The organism is Clostridium tetanomorphum (assembly GCF_017873215.1).
Taxonomy (GTDB): Bacteria; Bacillota; Clostridia; order Clostridiales; family Clostridiaceae; genus Clostridium_AO; species Clostridium_AO tetanomorphum.
The window spans coordinates 143,472-161,575 of sequence record NZ_JAGGKA010000006.1; the positions used below are offsets into that span (position 1 = coordinate 143,472).

Annotated in this window: 14 protein-coding genes; 1 reads left to right on the forward strand and 13 read right to left on the reverse strand. The window is 26.9% G+C overall.

Going from position 1 to position 18,104, the window contains the following annotated elements; all coding sequences use genetic code 11:
* Positions 1-61 precede the first annotated feature (61 nt).
* From J2Z24_RS07890 to ychF, 4 genes are all read right to left on the reverse strand, one after another.
* Positions 62-1,237, reverse strand: a complete 1,176-nt coding sequence (locus tag J2Z24_RS07890; RefSeq protein ID WP_035144898.1) for a DegT/DnrJ/EryC1/StrS family aminotransferase — start codon at positions 1,235-1,237, stop codon at positions 62-64.
* Between the two features lie 57 nt (positions 1,238-1,294).
* On the reverse strand, positions 1,295-2,500 hold the full coding sequence (locus J2Z24_RS07895) for a MerR family transcriptional regulator (protein ID WP_035144896.1): 1,206 nt from the start codon (positions 2,498-2,500) through the stop codon (positions 1,295-1,297).
* A gap of 139 nt (positions 2,501-2,639) precedes the next feature.
* Positions 2,640-5,183, reverse strand: coding sequence for an ABC transporter substrate binding protein (locus tag J2Z24_RS07900; protein ID WP_051593116.1), 2,544 nt, complete (start codon positions 5,181-5,183; stop codon positions 2,640-2,642).
* 280 nt (positions 5,184-5,463) lie between these two features.
* Positions 5,464-6,561, reverse strand: coding sequence for a redox-regulated ATPase YchF (gene ychF, locus J2Z24_RS07905; protein ID WP_035144895.1), 1,098 nt, complete (start codon positions 6,559-6,561; stop codon positions 5,464-5,466).
* A 143-nt stretch (positions 6,562-6,704) separates the two neighbouring features.
* Between ychF and J2Z24_RS07910 the strand changes: the two genes are divergently transcribed.
* Positions 6,705-8,579 (forward strand): LTA synthase family protein, encoded by a 1,875-nt coding sequence (locus tag J2Z24_RS07910; RefSeq protein ID WP_051593115.1) that lies wholly within the window; start codon positions 6,705-6,707, stop codon positions 8,577-8,579.
* A 410-nt stretch (positions 8,580-8,989) separates the two neighbouring features.
* On the opposite strand, the gene J2Z24_RS07915 is transcribed toward J2Z24_RS07910, so the two are convergent.
* The 9 genes from J2Z24_RS07915 to J2Z24_RS07955 all read right to left on the reverse strand — a co-directional run bounded on the left by J2Z24_RS07915 (position 8,990) and on the right by J2Z24_RS07955 (position 18,094).
* Positions 8,990-10,288 carry an FtsW/RodA/SpoVE family cell cycle protein gene (locus J2Z24_RS07915; RefSeq protein WP_035144891.1) on the reverse strand — a complete coding sequence of 433 codons (1,299 nt, stop codon included), beginning with the start codon at positions 10,286-10,288 and terminating at the stop codon, positions 8,990-8,992.
* Positions 10,279-10,620 carry a PadR family transcriptional regulator gene (locus J2Z24_RS07920; protein WP_035144890.1) on the reverse strand — a complete coding sequence of 114 codons (342 nt, stop codon included), beginning with the start codon at positions 10,618-10,620 and terminating at the stop codon, positions 10,279-10,281. Before J2Z24_RS07920 ends, J2Z24_RS07915 begins: the two co-directional genes overlap by 10 nt.
* A gap of 189 nt (positions 10,621-10,809) precedes the next feature.
* Complete coding sequence (locus J2Z24_RS07925; protein ID WP_035144888.1) at positions 10,810-13,116, reverse strand: AAA family ATPase; 2,307 nt, start codon at positions 13,114-13,116, stop codon at positions 10,810-10,812.
* Between the two features lie 131 nt (positions 13,117-13,247).
* Positions 13,248-13,910: a deoxyribose-phosphate aldolase gene (gene deoC, locus J2Z24_RS07930; RefSeq protein ID WP_035144887.1), complete on the reverse strand. Its 663-nt coding sequence runs from the start codon at positions 13,908-13,910 to the stop codon at positions 13,248-13,250.
* A 103-nt stretch (positions 13,911-14,013) separates the two neighbouring features.
* Positions 14,014-14,394 (reverse strand): 4Fe-4S binding protein, encoded by a 381-nt coding sequence (locus tag J2Z24_RS07935; RefSeq protein ID WP_051593114.1) that lies wholly within the window; start codon positions 14,392-14,394, stop codon positions 14,014-14,016.
* Positions 14,387-14,833 (reverse strand): NADH-quinone oxidoreductase subunit B family protein, encoded by a 447-nt coding sequence (locus J2Z24_RS07940; protein ID WP_035144886.1) that lies wholly within the window; start codon positions 14,831-14,833, stop codon positions 14,387-14,389. The genes J2Z24_RS07935 and J2Z24_RS07940 overlap by 8 nt, the downstream gene beginning before the upstream one ends.
* 14 nt (positions 14,834-14,847) lie before the next feature.
* Positions 14,848-15,813 (reverse strand): respiratory chain complex I subunit 1 family protein, encoded by a 966-nt coding sequence (locus tag J2Z24_RS07945; RefSeq protein ID WP_207714609.1) that lies wholly within the window; start codon positions 15,811-15,813, stop codon positions 14,848-14,850.
* Between the two features lie 8 nt (positions 15,814-15,821).
* On the reverse strand, positions 15,822-17,753 hold the full coding sequence (locus J2Z24_RS07950; protein WP_051593113.1) for a proton-conducting transporter transmembrane domain-containing protein: 1,932 nt from the start codon (positions 17,751-17,753) through the stop codon (positions 15,822-15,824).
* On the reverse strand, positions 17,750-18,094 hold the full coding sequence (locus J2Z24_RS07955) for a sodium:proton antiporter (RefSeq protein ID WP_035144884.1): 345 nt from the start codon (positions 18,092-18,094) through the stop codon (positions 17,750-17,752). The genes J2Z24_RS07950 and J2Z24_RS07955 overlap by 4 nt, the downstream gene beginning before the upstream one ends.
* Positions 18,095-18,104: the final 10 nt, after the last annotated feature.

An 18,104-nucleotide genomic window follows, 5' to 3' on the forward strand; every position in this document is an offset into this window, starting at 1 on the left:
CTTAGAATTTATGCAGAGTAAAAATTCTTTCCTTATTTATTATTTATTATCTATTATTTAGTTATAGGTTATTTTCCACTGCTTTAATAAGCTCTCTTACTACATAATCAGCATCTTCTAATGAAAGTGTTGAATAAACTGGAAGAGTTATTTCATTTTTGTACTGATTGTACGCATTTGGATAATCCTCTATTTTGTACCCTAAGTTTTTATATAAGGTAAACATTGGTAATGGAATAAAATGTACATTTGTAGCTATATCTTTCTCAGCTAAAGTCTGTATAACTACATTTCTATTTTCTTCTTCAAAACCTTTTATCCTTAGTGTATATAGATGGTATGATGTTTCCATCATATCATTTTTAGCCACAGGAATTATTGCCCATTCTTTTTCTTTTAATGCATTAGTGTAAACTTCAAATATTTTTCTTCTATGTTCTAACATATTTTCATATCGTTTCATTTGAACTACACCAATAGCAGCCTGTAAATCTGTCATATTACATTTAAACCCATCAGTTAAGATATCGTATTGCCAAGCTCCTGCCTTCATTTTACTAAAAGCATCCTTTGATTGACCTTGTAGGGAAGTTATCTTAAACTCACGTAATAAATCTTCCTTACCGTGGAAGTTATTATCATTGTAAGTAATTCCTCCACCTTCTGCAGTAGTTAAATTTTTTACTGCATGGAATGAAAATACATGAAAATCATATTGTGCTCCTACTTTTGTGCCTTTGTATGAAGCACCATAGGAATGAGCTGAATCCGCTATAAGTATTATATCTTCTCTTCCTAATTTTTTAAGTATAGCTTTAACTTTATCATAATCTACAGGCACTCCTGCAATATCTACTGTTATTATGGCCTTTGTTTTTGGTGTTATAGCTTTTTCTATCTTTTCTATATCAATTAAAAAACTGTCCTTTTCTACATCCACAAATGTAGGCTTTATACCTCTGTGTACAATTATATTTGCTGTAGCTGTATAAGTATAAGGAGTAGTAATTATTTCATCTCCTTCTTTTATATCGAAGACCTTTAATATAAGCTCCATTCCTGCAGTAGCACTACCTAAAGCTACTGCATAATTTGCACTACAGTAATTTCTCATTTGTTCCTCAAATTCAGCAACTTTAGGTCCGGAAGTAATCCAACCGGATTCTAAAACTTTCACTACTTCTTCTATCTCTTCTTTAGTTATGTCTGGTGGTGAAAAAGGTATTTTCTTTGTCATTAAAATCCTCTCCTTTTTATTAATATAAACAATTCATTATGAATTGAAATTTATATGCTAATTTTTTCTTCCCATAAAAAAACCTGTATCCTTTGTTATATAAATATATTTCTTATTGATTATAATCTCTTTTAAAATTTTTTCCAATTTTTTCAACTTATATTCATTAAATCTTTCCTCTATATTACCTGGCATAGAAAATATATAATCTATAAAAGGAGTCCATTCCGTTAGCTTTAGACTATCTTCATATCTTTTGACACAAATATGGTTAAACCAATTTTTTATTATTTCCCTGCCATTTTCTAATCCAAACTTATTAGTTAATGTAAAACCTTCTAACTCTAATATACTTTTATCAACTAAACTAACAATATCTCTCATTTCTTTCATATGATTTTTCCCTACAGTAGAAGCAAAAAAATATCCATCTTTTTTTATAACTCTACTTATTTCCTGAATTCCTTTATCTATATCATTTAAATGATATAACATGTGATTTGCAATCACTACATCAAAGCTTCCATCCTTATAAGGTATTTTTTTCTCTATATCTACCACATTAAATTTAAATTTATGTGATGAGTTCTTTAAGTTTTTTTTTGCATCTTCTAACATACCTTCTGAGAAGTCTGTTAAAATTACATTCCATGATTTGGGTATCTTGTGTAAGTTTTCAGCCCACAGGCTTCCATCTCCACACCCTACTTCTAAAATATTAACTTTATCTGGCAATTTTAATTGATTAAAAAACCAATTCATCCATCCTTCTTTATTAGTACTAAAGTTATTATGAATGTTAATTCTAGCTCTTAAATTAGAAGAATTTTTATATTGTTCTAACCACTTCTTATCAAAGTTAATTACATTTATTATATTTATAAAATTATCCCAATTAAGTGTATCTTCTTTTTCTACCATATAAAGAGTTTCCTCAATGGCTTTTATTACAGTATCCATATGCTTTACTTTTTCTTGTATAATTTCTTTTTGTATTTCCAAAGATTTTTTAAAATCTTTATCATTTATGTCATATTTCATAATATCTCCTATTTCTTCTAGAGATAAACCAATAAATTTCAAAGTCAATATTTTCTGAAGTTTTCCAAAATCCTCTTTACTGTAAATCCTATGACCTAAATCATTATAAGAGGAAGGTTTTAATAATCCTATTTTGTCATAATATCTTAAGGTTCTTATAGTTACATTTGCCTTTTTAGCAAATTCTCCTACACTATAAAACTCCTCTGTATTAATTTTCAAAATTATCACCTCTGTATTTTTATTTTAACCCATGACGTTAGGTAATGGTCAATACTTTTTTGCTCAGAAAATAAAAAATATGTAATATGAATAATAATTTTAAATACATCATCCATATTACATAACATCAATTATAAAATTAAAACCTATTGTTAAATACTTCTTCTATTTTTTCCTTTGAAAGAGGTTTACTGAAATAATACCCTTGTACCTTATTACATTTCATAGTCTTTAATATATCTACCTGTTTTTCATTTTCTACACCTTCTGCTACTACTTCCATATTCATTTTATGAGCAAGTTCTATAATTCCTTCTGCAACAGATTTCTCATTTTCATTGCAACAAATATTATCTAAAAAAGATTTATCAATTTTTAAAGTATTTATAGGTAATTTTCTAATATAATTTAATGAAGAATATCCTGTACCAAAATCATCTATGGCTATTTTAATACCTAAATCCATTAACTTTTTTAGTATTTCTCTACTGCTTTCTAGTGATTTTATTAATACATTTTCAGTAATCTCCAACTCTACAAACTCTGGCTTTATGTGTGTAATATCTAATATATTTTTTACATTTTCAAAAAATCCAGGATGTTGTAACTGAATAGCAGATATATTTACTGCTATGTGCTCATAATTATATCCTTTATCTTTCCATAACTTATTTTGCCTACATACATTTACTAATACCCATTCCCCTATAACATTTATTAATCCAGTTTCTTCTGCTACCTTTATAAACTCTGCGGGTGACACCATACCAAGTTCTTTATTATTCCATCTTATTAATGCTTCTAAAGCACAAATTTTCCCTGATTGTAAATCTATTTGAGGTTGATAATGCATAAATAACTCATTATTTCTTAGAGAATTTCTTAATCTCTTTTCTATCTCTGCTTTTCTTAATATTTCTTTTGACATTTTCTTATTATAAAATTCAAACCTATTTTTACCGTATTCTTTTGCCTTAAACATAGCTAAATCTACATTTTTTAAAATAGAAATTACATCATTTCCATCTTCATTAAAAATAGTAACTCCTATACTAACAGAAATATACAAAGGCTTATTGTTTATATAAAAATACTTATTAAAAACCTTAATTAACTTTTTAGCAAATATAATAGCCTCTTCTCTACCATTAATATCTTCCTTTAGAATTAAAAATTCATCTCCTCCAGCTCTAAATAATCTCAGTTCATGAGAAACTAAAATTCTTAATTTAGAAGTAATAGCCTTTAATAATTCGTCCCCATCATCATGACCTAGGGTATCATTAATATTTTTAAAATTATCAATATCTATTAAATATACAGCTCCTATTTTATTATATCTGTTAGATTCTATAGATTCCTTTAACAACTCTATAAAGCTAGTTCTATTTGGCAAATTTGTTAGAGAATCATAATATGCTAAATGTTTTATTTTTTCTTGATTTTCTACTAATTCTTTATATCTATCTCTTAGTTCCTCATCTGTTGCTGATAATTCTTCATATACAGCTGAAAGCTCTTCATAACTAGCATTAAGCTTTCTTTCATCTTCTTTTTTTCTCTTTATACTAAATGATAATATAAATATTATTATTAAAAGCATTGCAAATATAATAGCTGCACTTATTACTAGATGTTTATAGTTTTCATAAAATGAAAAAGGCTTATTAACTAAAATGCTATTCCCAGGAATTTTATCCATATCTATATTAAATTTAGTTAAGAAATTATAATCAAATATATATTTATTAGTACAATAACTTATAAAAGGTATATCCTCAAATCTATTATCTTTTAAATATTTTAATGCAATTAATGCTGCAGTTTTACCTTGATCAAATCCGCTACTCATCTTTCCCCCAACTATGCCATGTCCTATACTAAAATTCCAAAAAGTATACATAGGGATTTCCATGTTCTTCTTTATACTATCTTCATATTCATTAATATATACAGGATTATTGTTTTCATCTCTTAATGGATCTATCATGAGAAGTATGGCAGTTGTTTTATCGGATTTGTCGCATTTATCTAAAAATTTTTCTATTGTAAAATCTTCCAAAAATTCAAAATCTAATTTCCCTTTATACAAATACTTTATTTTTTGAACCGCATTTGAACTTAATTTCCCTGATAAAGTACTACTGCTAAACACTTTAATATTTTTTAAATTAGAATGCAGTCTAATCATAACATCTATAGTATCTTTAACTTGTATTTCTTCTATAACCCCTTTGAAAATATTTCTATCTAAATTAAGCAATGAAACTTCTTGAAAATTAATACCAGTGAAAATAACAGGAACTTTGGGAAAAATTTCTTTAGAATGCATTCGTAAATACTCTAAAGCATCATTATCTACACATATAATAAGATCAAATTTTAGATTTTTATATTTGTCTTTTAAAAATTTATTAAAACTATCTAAATATTTATTATCATAATTTTTTTTCATATCCATATAATTAAAATACAAATTAATTTTTTGTCTATTATTATAAAATATTGATTTTATACCTGATGAGACATCATTAGTCCATTCTAAACTTTCATCATAAGAGTGGAGGACTAGAACATTTTTTCTAAGATTATTGTTATACTGAGCATAAGATTTGCTATTAGAAAATACGCATAATAAAATTACTATGAAAAAGATAGTTATTAGCATTGCATTTCTTTTCAAGCTTCATCACTCTTTCAATTTAAACTTCTATAACAAATTATATATAAAATATATCATTTTTTTCACTAAATTTCTATATCTTCCTTAACATTTAAAATTTAAATGTATTCATATTAAATTACTTACAAATAAAAAACCCCCTTTAATGGGGGAAATTTATTTGGCATTTATCATTGTTAATATTGCCATTTATTAAGTAATAATTACGCACTATCACAAACCTAAACAAGTTTTTCTATCCAAATAAATCAAAGTATTTCTTTTAAGCAAACTTCATTTTTTAAACATTAAACCTAAATAACACTATATCTCCATCCTGCATTATGTAATCTTTTCCTTCAAGTCTATAATATCCTTTTTCTTTAGCAGCTGTTTCTGATCCGCACTCTATAAGTTTATCATAGGATATTACCTCTGCTCTTATAAATCCTCTTTCTATATCAGTATGAATCTTTCCTGCAGCTTTAGGTGCCTTAGTTCCAATTTTTACAGTCCACGCTCTAACTTCATCAGAACCTGCTGTTAAGAAACTCATTAACCCTAAAAGCTTATAACTTGCATGTATAAGCTTATAAAGACCTGGTTCTTCTATTCCATATTCCTTTAACATCTCTTCTTTTTCTTCTGCTTCTAAAGAAGATAATTCTTCTTCTATTTTACCACTTACAATTATAACTTCTGAATTTTCTTTTTCAGCATATCCTTTTACTTTTTTTACATAGTCATTTTCCATATTTCCTGAAATTAAATCATCTTCGGAAATATTTGCTACATATAAAACAGGTTTAGATGTAATTAAGAAAAATCCTTTTATAATTTCATTTTCATCTTCTGTTACTTCTAAAGTTCTCACAGGCTTTCCTGATTCTAAATGAGCCTTTACTTTTTCCATTAAAAGAAGTTCTTCCTTTGCCTTTTTGTCTCCACCTTTAGCAGCCTTATTTGTTTTTTCTATTCTTCTATCTAAAACTTCTATGTCAGAAAAAATAAGTTCAAGATTTATAGTTTCTATATCTCTTATTGGATCTACAGTTCCCTCTACATGAACTACATTTTCATCATCAAAACATCTTACTACATGAACTATAGCTTCAACTTCTCTTATATGTGAAAGAAATTTATTTCCTAATCCTTCCCCTTTACTTGCTCCTTTAACCAACCCTGCTATATCATAAAATTCTATAGTCGCATATATTTTTTTCTTTGGATTATACATTTTTTCTAATACATCTAATCTCTTATCAGGAACAGTAACTACTCCTACATTTGGTTCTATAGTACAAAATGGATAATTAGCCGCTTCAGCTCCTGCATTTGTTATTGCATTAAACAAGGTACTTTTACCTACATTTGGTAAACCCACGATTCCTAACTTCATATATGTATACAGTCCTTTCCTAACTTTAGTTAATTCTTTCTAAATTATACTCTACAACAAACTTTATTTCAACAAAACTGTTTATATTTTATATTTTATAGTATAATGTAAAATGAATTTTAAAAAAATTTCAAGGAGATAATATGGAAACTTTAAAAAATATTAATTTAAAACAAAAACATAATTTATTTGATAAATTTATTTATAACTTATATTTAGCTTATAAAAATATAAAAGAAAATAAACTATTTATATATACATTTATTTTTTTATTTATAAAAACTATATTATTTATTTTACTAATTTCCACAGATAAAGCCACTAACATAACTAATAACATAGTTTTTCATAGCGTTCCTCCTATATTAGTTTATATAAGCTTTCTATTTTTAGCTCTTTCCTTCTCATTCTTATTTAAAGGAAAGTTTCAAATATTATACTTTTTATTCATGAATGTGGTTATTACTGTTATTTTTATAGGAGATATTTGGTACTATAGAAGTAATCATTCTTTTCTAAGCTATCATATGTTAAAAGCTACATCAAATTTAAACAATTTAGGAGATAGCATATGGGCTATGTCAAGAAAAATAGATATCATGTTTTTAATTGATATATTAATATTAATTTTTCTTTGTATAAAACATTCTAATGTTTATAAATACTATAAAAAAAATTTTTTATCATTCTGTATTTTATTTATATTATCAATATCATACTTATGCTATGCTCATTATAAAATAGATATATTGAAAAAAGGTTATGAAAATCAATTTTTATTTAGAAACAGTTGGTCTCAGAATCAAACTATGGCATCTCTTACTCCAATTGGCTATCACATTTTTGATGTATACAGATTCTATAAAGAATCTCAACCATATATAATGAGTACAGATGAAAAAAATAATATAGCTAACTGGTTTAAAACTAAATCAGAAATACTACCAGATAATAAATATAAAGGTCTACTTAAAAATAAGAATTTAATTGTATTACAAATAGAATCTCTTGAAAATTTCGTTATAGGTAGGAAAATAAATGGTGAAGAAATTACACCTACTCTTAATAAACTTTTAAAAAATAGTCTATACTTTGATAATTACATAGAGCAAACTTATAATGGAACAACTTCTGATGCGGAACTTTTAACTAATACTTCTCTTTATCCTGTAAGAAGCGGAAGTACTTTTTTTAGATATCCAGGAAATGCTTATATAAACTCTTTACCTAATATTATGAAGAGATTAGGATATAGTACTGTAGCTATTCATCCCGATAAAGGATCTTATTGGAACTGGCTTCCCTCATTAAAATCCATAGGATTTGATAAATGCTTTGATTCCAGTTCTTTTAACATAGATGAAATTATAGGACTAGGTCTTAGTGATGAAAGTTTCTTAAAACAACTTCCAGAAATATTGGAAAATGAACAACAACCTTTTTATAGTTTTTCTATAACGCTGACTAGTCACTCTCCTTTTAATATTCCTGAAAAATATAAGGAATTGAAACTTAATGATTCATTTAATGGAAGTAAAATTGGAGGCTACTTTCAATCTATAAGGTATACAGATAAACAAATAGGTAATTTTATAAATATTTTAGATAAAAAAGGACTACTTAATAATTCAGTATTAGTTATATATGGAGATCATGAAGGAGTTCATAAATTCTTTAGTGATGAAGTAAACTCTATGCAAAATAAAGAATCTTGGTGGGATAATAATTTAGAAGTTCCTTTAATAATATACTCTAAAGATATAAAAGGCGAAACTATATCTACAATTGGTGGACAAGTTGATTTACTTCCTACTATAAGCTACTTGATGGGAGCTAATTCTTCAGATTATTTATTAACATCTATAGGAAGAAATTTATTAAATACAAACTTTAATTTTGCAGTAACCTCTAATCGTAAGTATATAGGGAAAGAATATAAAAGTTTTCATAAAGAATTTTTCTTAAATGGTATAGATATTAGCGACAAGATAATAAGAGCAAACTATTTTAAAAAGTAGGTGAAGTCTATGGAATTTATATTACCTAAATGGTGCTTAGTATTTATATTTTTATGTATTTTAATACCTATTTTTTCTATAGAGAGCATATTCCCTTGGATTATATGCATATTCTTTTCATCAAAATGTATAAAAGTATCTATTAATAATTATAAAACTACAAAAATAAAATTATTAAAATGTATTTCCTATTGTGCCACAGCTATAGTTTTAGGTTTAATTTTTAATCTATTAGTTCTAAAAGGCACTACTTTCTTTATGCAAAATATCTTATAAAAAAGATAACAATAAATGAAATTTTATAGAACCACCTCATTTATTGTTATCTTTTTATTTATACTTCTTTATGTAGTTTAGGTGCAATACATACTTCTATAAGTATATATATTAAAAATTACATGATAACTTTTTTAATTATTAACTAAAACTGCATAGCTTTTTCTTTTATATATACTCATAATAATCCCTATAGACGCTGTATTTATTATCATAGAAGTTCCACCATAACTTATGAAAGGACAACTTACCCCCATTATTGGCATCAAATTCAAACTCACAAGTATATTCCCACTGAATTCTATAATAAATAGAGTAGTGAAAGCCTTAACTATTGATTTACCATAACTATCTTTTACTAATTTAGAAGACTTAATTAAACGAACTAAGAAAAATATTGTTAAAGCTATAAAAGTAAGAGCTACTATCCATCCACAGCTATATACAATAGTCATAAATATGAAATCTGTATGAGCCTGTGGCAAAAGTTTTACATTGTTATCTATTCCATTTCCAAAGAAACCTGATAATTTCATTAAATTATCTATTTGTTTATAAAAGTACCCCATTCCATTAGGATCCCTATTAATATCAAAAAAACAAATAACTCTTTTCATTATAAAAGGCGAACTTATAATTTTAATAATTATAATGCTAGCACTTGCTACAGGCATTGGAATAACATATTTCCAAGAAAATTTACTGTTTATAGCAACTACTATAAATATTGAATTATATATTATAAGATCCATCATAGAGGGCATTAATATTGTTAAAAATGATGGTACAGCATATATAGCAATTAAATAAAATATTTTTTTATTTTTTTCAGTTTTAACTTTTTCCAACACTCCTGGAAGAGTTATACATATTAAAAATAAATATATTGATATAACATCAACACTGACATTTCCTATATGAATAACTCTTTTAAGACCATTAGTAGTATTCTGATAGAGTAATCGAAGAAATAACATTAAATTAGCTCCAATAAATATTTTTATACAATATTTTTTTATTCTTCTATAATCAAATTTATATAAGATAACTGCAAATGTCAACCCTATTATCCATGATATTATAGTTTTTATTCCCATAGTTTTGTTAAAATATCCATTATAGCCTACCATAAAAAACATTAAAAAAACACCAAAGAAGCCCATTAAAATAGAAGGAATTACTATACCTAATTCTATTTTACCTTTATGAACTTTATTTAATTTTTCTCCTATTATCTTAGCCTCTCCCATTTCTAAAATTGCCTTTTTTATAGATTCTTCACTAGTTACTCCGCTATCTCTATATGCATTATATAAGTCTTCTATATGCCCTATAATTTCTAATTCAATTTCTTCATGTACTTCTTTATTTTTTATTTCTAATAGCACATTATTTAAATATTCTTTAACTATTTTATTTTCTTTTATCCCCATACTATTCCCTCCCATAATATTTTATCTACAGCTGAGCGAAAAGTTACCCACTGTTCTTCCTTTTCTTTTATATATCCCTTTCCCTTCTCTGTTAACCTATAATATTTTCTTTTTCTTCCATTTTGCCCATTGCTCCAAAAAGATTCCACTACATTTTTATCTTCCAAAGAATGTAATATGGGATATAATGTACCTTCCTTAAATACAAATATTCCTGAAGATTTTTCTTCTAATTTTTTAATAATTTCATATCCATACATAGGTTCATCTTTCAAAAGAGTCAATATAAGTATTTCTGTACTTCCTTTAAGTAACTCTTTATCCACTTTCATTTTATCTCCTCCTGCAAATTGATACATAGGTTTACTATGCATAGTAAACCTATGTATCAATTATAGTAAATATTTACTCCAAATTCAATAGTTAGTATTTTTTAATGTAAATAAAAAAGACCTATCTCAAAATTCTATTTTGAAATAGGCCCTTTTACATTTTATATTAAAATTTAAAAATATTATTTATTATTTTGTACTTTTTCTACTTCTTGAACTATATTTTTTTAATTCTTTATCTATAGATTCTATTACTTCTTTATATATATCCTTACCTTCACCCATTAATATATTAACTGCATCTTCTACATTTTTCATAGTATATATATGAAAATTTCCTTTTTCTATTTCATTTTCTACTTCTTCATTTAAAACTAAATTATCTACATTTGAGTAAGGTATTAGTACTCCTTTATTATTAATTTTGTCTAACTTTTTACATACCTTGAAAAATCCTTCTATTTTCTCATTTACTCCACCTATAGGTTGAACCTCTCCTAATTGATTTATTGAACCTGTAACAGAAATATTAGTATTAACTCCTTTTTTACTTAAAGCTGAAAGTATAGCTACAACTTCTGCTACAGAAGCACTATCTCCATCAACTTTTCCATACACTTGCTCAAAACTTAAATGAAAATCAACTGGTAATTTAATATACCCACCAATTAAACTGCTTATATAACCTTTCAATATATTTATTGCTTTACTGTGTATTTTTCCACTAAGCTCACTACTTTTTTGCACATCTATTATATTTCCATCACCATAATAACAGCTACAAGTTATTCTTACGGGTTTTCCAAAACTTGTATATCCTGTATCCAACACAGTAAGTCCATTGACTTCACCTATTAGATTATCTTTTACATTTAAAAATATCTTATTTTCTTCAAAAGCCTCTAAAATTTCCTTTTCTATAATATCCTCATTATAAGCTATTGATATTATATCTTTAGCATCTATAAAATCTTTTTTTTCATTTTCTACTTTATTATTGGCTAATATTAATATTTTATCAAGTTCTTCTAAATTAAAATACATTTTATTTTTATTTTCTGCTTTTCTTGAAAGATATTTGGCTACTTCTTTAATTCCCTCATCTTTAACTGACTTCAAATTATTATTTTTACATATATTATATATATTTCTTACAAGATAACTTTTAATATCTTCATCAATTTTTACTATAGGATTGAATTCTGCCTTTATTTTAAATATCTTCTTGAAATCTTCATCATAGGAATACAAAATATTGTATGTTTCATAATCCCCTATAAGAATTACCTTTTCATTAATGTTTATAGGTTCCGGATGTATTCCACTTAATGATACTACTTCTAAATATCCTCTATTATGATTTATATCTACTTTTTCGTTTATTAATGCTTTTTTTAAATTATAATATGCTGCCGGATTAGCTAGCAAATCATTTATGCGCATTATCAAGCATCCTTCATTCGCTTTTAACATTGATCCTGCTTTTATAAAATTTACATCTGTAACATAAACTCCATTTTTATTCTCATATTCTATATCTCCTAAAAGATTTGTAAGACTTGGATCATCTTCATATATACATTTAGGTTTTTTAATATTACTATTATCTACTATTACATTAATATTGTATCTATATATAATTTCACTTATTATCTCTTCATCATCTTCATAGCTCATTGAATAATTATCTATCAATTCCTCCTCTATTTCCTTACACATATTTTCCAAAAAATCAAATATATTTTTTTCCTCTAAAAATTCTTTTCTATAATTATCTTTCATTTTCTCCATAGTATCTGCATAATATTCCTTCATGAGCTCCTTTATGCTTTGTATTCCTTCCTCTTCTTTCTCCTTCATTTTTTCTAATATGATCTCCGCTTCTTCTTTTAACTCTGTAACCTTATTTATTATAATATCTTTTTCTTGTTTTTCTAGAGATTCATATTCTTTTTCAGTCATAGCTTCTCCATTTTCTTTAAGTGGAACAAAGGTAAATCCTGATTGTGTCACCCTTATATCAAACCCATTGTCTTCAGCTACTTTTATCATATTATTTAAAAGTTCACTTCTATTTTCTTGTACTGATTTTAATAGTTGTTCTTTTTCTTTATTATCTGATGAATTATAAAAATCATAAGTTTTCTCTGAATAGCTTTCTTGTATTTCTTGTATATATTTACTAAATGCTTGCCCTTTTCCATTATATAAAAATATTGATTTAGGGCTCTTTCCATCTTTTCCCACTACATAACATATATCCTTTGGAGGGATATCCTTTAAATTGTTTTCAATAAAACTCATTATATTTTTTAATTTATCTTTTGAAAAATCATCTATTAAATAAACATTATATCCTGGTTTATCTATTTCTAAAGCTCTTTTTATGGACTTATATACTTCATTATATTCTGGTATATAATCATCATCTTTATTCTTATTAATATTTAAAAAGTCTATTTTATATTTTACTTCACTAATTTTAAGTTCACTCATATAATCACCCCTTTTCTCCCATTAGTATAATAATATTCTCTTACTTTATTTTTAGGAACAAAATTTAAAAAATTGCAGATAAATTTAAAAGAGTACCTAGAAATTAGGTACTCTTAATATAAACCTGCTTCTTAATCTTGAATTTTTTCACAAATTTGTATAGATGCTGAAGCTCCTATTCTTGTGGCACCAGCTTCAATCATAGATAATGAATCTTCATAAGTTCTAACTCCTCCAGATGCTTTTACTCCCATGTCATTTCCTACAGTATCTCTCATAAGTTTAATATCAGAAATAGTAGCACCTCCTGTTGAAAATCCAGTGGATGTTTTTACATAGTCTGCTCCTGCTTCTTTTGCAATTTTACATATGATAACTTTTTCTTCATTGCTTAGAAGACAAGTTTCAATAATTACTTTTATCAAAGCTTTTCCTTTTACCGTCTGTACAACAGACTTGATATCATTTTTTACATATTCATAATCTTTATCCTTTAATCTTCCTATGTTAATTACCATATCTACTTCTTCAGCACCATTCTTTACAGCTTCTTCTGCTTCAAATACTTTAACAGCTGTAGTAGTAGCTCCTAATGGGAATCCTATAACTGTGCAAACCTTTACTTTACTACCATTCAATATATCTGAAGCTACTTTTACATTACAAGGATTTATACAAACAGATGCAAAATTATATTTTAAAGCTTCTTCACATATCCTTTTTATGCTACTTAAGTCAGCTTCCGGTTTTAATAATGTATGATCTATCATTGCTGCTAATTCATTTTTATTCATCCTTAAATCCCCCTGTCCATTTTCTCTTTTTATATTGTTCTGATATAATTTGTAAACTATACTTTATATTTTATACCAATGAAAGGTAATTTACAATATTTCTTCATTTTATGGTGCTTTTTTTAGTAAAAGTCCCTTCTTCGAAAAGTGTTTTTTTATCTCTAGATACTAAAGAATAATCCTTTGTAAGCTTTATGCTTTTTTTAGGGCAAAAATCTTCGCACATTTTACAAAAAGTACAAGAACCTAAATCGAAATTCATAGTTACTTTTTCTTCTCCATCTAGTTTTTCTACTTTTTTTGTTATAGCTTGTGGAGCACAAACTCTAATACACATTCCGCATCCAATACAAGTGTCCTGATCAAATTTTATTCTACCCCTATAAAATTCGGGTGCATCTACTAATTTATAATGTTTTTTTTGTGTTTCTGCTGGCATAAATATGTGTTTTATTGCTTGCTTTATATATGGTACTTTAGCCATGATTATCTCCGCCACCCTTTTCCTTTAATATTTCTACTGCTTCAAGTATTCCTTGTATCATAGCCTCTGGTTTTGGTGGACATCCTCCTACAGAAATGTCTACATTAGTCCATTTATCCAAAGGCCCTTCTACGCAGTAACTTCCCTTAAAAACATTACAAGACATTGGACAGGACCCTAAAGACACCACTACCTTAGGTTCAGGAACTTGAGATAATATTCTTAACATCCTATCTTTAGACTGGGTTGTTACAGGGCCTGTAACCACTACTATATCCGCATGTTTTGGAGTACCAGTTAACTTTATTCCGAATCTTTCCAAATCATATTTAGGGCCTAGTAATGCCATTAATTCAATGTCACATCCATTACAAGATCCTGTATTTAAATGATATATCCAAGGTGATTTCGTTCTACTCCACCTTAGTAATCTTTCCATAAAATTCCCCTCCCTTATATATAAGCAAATACTAAGCTTATAGCTGCTAATATAGTAGGTATAGTCCAAAAAAATCTCAAAGTTTGTTCTATTCTTATTCTTCCTACAATAGATCTCACAAAAGAAATTGATATTATTATTACTAGTATTATAAGTAATATATTAAATAATACATTTAATATTATATTTCCAAAATTTATTCCTCCTAAAAATAGACTTACAAATAAATTTCCCATTATAAACATTTTTACTGCTCCAGTTAACTTATATATACCTAGATAAATTCCACTATATTCCACTAATGGCCCTTCACAAATTTCTGTTTCTGCCTCTGCTATATCAAAAGGTACTGTACCCACTTCTGCAGGAATTATAAACAAAAACGCTAATGCTGCTGGTATAAGATATATATTAAACATATTTATCCCTTTTATTCTTTGATATTCTTCTATTATCTTTAATGAAAAAGTTACATTGCCTTGCATAGAAAAACCTGCTTTTGCTCCCACCGCTAATAATATTATTACTAAAGGTACCTCATAAGATAACATTGTCACCATTTCTCTTGATATACCTATACTTGCATAAGGCGACCCGGATGCAGCTCCACCTATTATTAAAGCTACTGCAGGTATAGTTAGAAGATATAATATTACTATTATATCTCCATATTCTCCAGGAAAAAAATTCATACCATAAAAAGGAATAAATAAAGAAATAGTAATAACACTTATAAGTCCTATTAACGGTGCCAATATAAATGTATTTTTAGCTGCTCTTCTAGGTATTAACCTTTCTTTTCCAGTCAATTTTAAAATATCATAAAAAGGCTGCATTATAGGAGGCCCTATCCTTCTTTGCATTCTAGCAACCATTTTTCTATCTATACCTGAAAGTAATAATCCAAAAATAATACTAAAAATTAAACCTGGAAAGATAAATACATAAAATAAATTCTTTAGTATCTCCACAAATATCATCCTTTCCTCTAAAGTACTGCAAAAAAATATAAAGTAAGAATGGCAGTACAGGAAATAATCCATATTACATAGTCATTTACTATTCCACTATGAGCTACTTGTAAAAAATTAAAATATCCTTTTAAATTATGTCTTAAACCCCAAAAAAGATCTGCTCCAGCAATTGGAGTAAATTCTTCCTTTTCTCCTCCTGTAAACACTCCATATTTATCATAAGATATATTCATTTGTTTACTACTAGTTTTCTTTCTAAATGTCAAACTTATTCCTGTTCCTATAATAAATCCAATAAGTATTACTATAAATAATAAAAACCATGCTTCTGGTCGCCAATATCCCGCCATTTCATAAGTCATGTTAGGTATTGGTACTTTACTTTTAAACATACTTTCTGCAAAACCTTTAGTAAACATGACATCTATATAATTTCCAATATTGTATATAGAATAGGCCGCTGGTTCCAACAAATATTTAGATATAACCTTTGGAAATAATCCTTGAATTAAACAGATTATTGCGAAAATACTCATTGGTATTTTCATAGATAAAGGTATTTCCTTTACTTCATTTAATTCCTCTCTCAATTCTCCAAAAAAAACCGATTGTGCAAGCTTCATCATATAAGCTAAGGTAAACACTGAAACAATTAATGATATAATAGTTACTATGGCATAGCCTTCCTTATAAGTAGCTTGATATATCATCCATTTAGATACAAAACCATTAAAAGGAGGTATTCCACTTATAGAAAAAGCACCTATTAAAAATAATATTGTAGTATATGGCATTTTCTTTGATAAACCACCTAACTTTGTTATATCTGTAGTACCTGTCATATGTAATACAGCTCCTGCACACATAAACAGTAAGCACTTAAATGATGCATGATTAATCATATGATATAGTCCACCTAATGTACCTAAAACTCCCACTTCACTTTTCGAAGAAAGTCCTATTCCAAAGGCTACTATTATATACCCTATTTGAGAAACTGATGAAAATGCTAATAGTCTTTTAAAATCCGTTTGTATTATTGCCATAGATGCACCTATTATCATAGTTAAAGTTCCCCATATTATTACTAAAAACTCAACTTTAACTACACCTATACTAAAAAATATCATAAATAAGATTCTTACAAATCCATATATACCAGTTTTACTCATAACTCCCGATAATAACATTGATATAGACGATGGCGCAGACATATGCGCATCTGGTGGCCATGTATGACACGGAACTAGAAAAGCCTTTACTCCATAACCTGTCAACATAAATACTAAAGCTAATATAGTTACGGGAGTATGATTATTATGTAACATAGCAGCTATTTGCGCCATATTTAAAGTAGCTGTTTGAGCATATATAAGTATAGTACCTATTAATATTAATGTAGATCCCAATGACCCTACTACTATATATTTAAAAGCAGCTTCTAATGATTTATATATATCATTTCTAAAAGCAGTAAGTGATATAGCTGCAAAAGTCATAATTTCTAACATAACATACATATTAAATAAATCTCCAGTAAGTACAAAACCAACCATACTTCCTAATAACATTAAAAATAACGTATAATATTTATCCAAAGAATTATCATTCTCCATATACTTTATAGAATAAAAGCTAGATAATAAAGCACAAAAAGTTATTATAAGAGCTACAAAAAGACTAAATGAATCTACTTCTAATCCTATTCCTATAGCCATTTGTTCTTGAGGCATCCAATTGCCCAACCAATATGTTACTATTTTACCATCAATAAGCACAGGTTTTATTAATGCTACTAAGCTAAAAAAAGATATACAAGCACTAACTATAGCAACTGCTTTTATTAAAATTAGTGACCTTTTATTTTTCCTTATTAGTCCTATGGCAAAAGCCCCTATAAAAGGTATTATTATGGAAATTATAGGTGAATTGCTTACATAATTCATCCTCTTAACCTCCTAACTTTATCTGCATTTATAGTTCCATATTTTTCTTTTATCTTTATAACTAAAGATAATGCTAATGCTAATACACAAGCTCCGATTACAATAGAAGTTAAAGTCAAAGCTTGAGGTACAGGGTCAACAAAAAAAGCTCCTTTTTTCAAATCTGTAATAAATATAGGTGCAGTACCCCCAGCTCTAAATCCAATAGATACTAATAGTAGGTTTAATCCAGAATCCAATAGAGACATTCCAATAACTATTTTTATCAAATTCTTTTTTGTCATCATAATATATAATCCTAATAATATTACAATAAAGGAGCCTATATAATTTACAATCATTTTTTCACCT

Excerpts from the sequence above, each read along its gene's own strand:
- J2Z24_RS07890 (WP_035144898.1), bottom strand. The coding sequence starts at position 1,237 with ATGACAAAGAAAATACCTTTTTCACCACCAGACATAACTAAAGAAGAG.
- ychF (WP_035144895.1), bottom strand. The coding sequence starts at position 6,561 with ATGAAGTTAGGAATCGTGGGTTTACCAAATGTAGGTAAAAGTACCTTG.
- J2Z24_RS07910 (WP_051593115.1), top strand. The coding sequence starts at position 6,705 with ATGGAAACTTTAAAAAATATTAATTTAAAACAAAAACATAATTTATTT.
- J2Z24_RS07915 (WP_035144891.1), bottom strand. The coding sequence starts at position 10,288 with ATGGGGATAAAAGAAAATAAAATAGTTAAAGAATATTTAAATAATGTG.
- J2Z24_RS07920 (WP_035144890.1), bottom strand. The coding sequence starts at position 10,620 with ATGAAAGTGGATAAAGAGTTACTTAAAGGAAGTACAGAAATACTTATA.
- J2Z24_RS07925 (WP_035144888.1), bottom strand. The coding sequence starts at position 13,116 with ATGAGTGAACTTAAAATTAGTGAAGTAAAATATAAAATAGACTTTTTA.
- deoC (WP_035144887.1), bottom strand. The coding sequence starts at position 13,910 with ATGAATAAAAATGAATTAGCAGCAATGATAGATCATACATTATTAAAA.
- J2Z24_RS07935 (WP_051593114.1), bottom strand. The coding sequence starts at position 14,394 with ATGGCTAAAGTACCATATATAAAGCAAGCAATAAAACACATATTTATG.
- J2Z24_RS07940 (WP_035144886.1), bottom strand. The coding sequence starts at position 14,833 with ATGGAAAGATTACTAAGGTGGAGTAGAACGAAATCACCTTGGATATAT.
- J2Z24_RS07945 (WP_207714609.1), bottom strand. The coding sequence starts at position 15,813 with ATGATATTTGTGGAGATACTAAAGAATTTATTTTATGTATTTATCTTT.
- J2Z24_RS07950 (WP_051593113.1), bottom strand. The coding sequence starts at position 17,753 with ATGAATTATGTAAGCAATTCACCTATAATTTCCATAATAATACCTTTT.
- J2Z24_RS07955 (WP_035144884.1), bottom strand. The coding sequence starts at position 18,094 with ATGATTGTAAATTATATAGGCTCCTTTATTGTAATATTATTAGGATTA.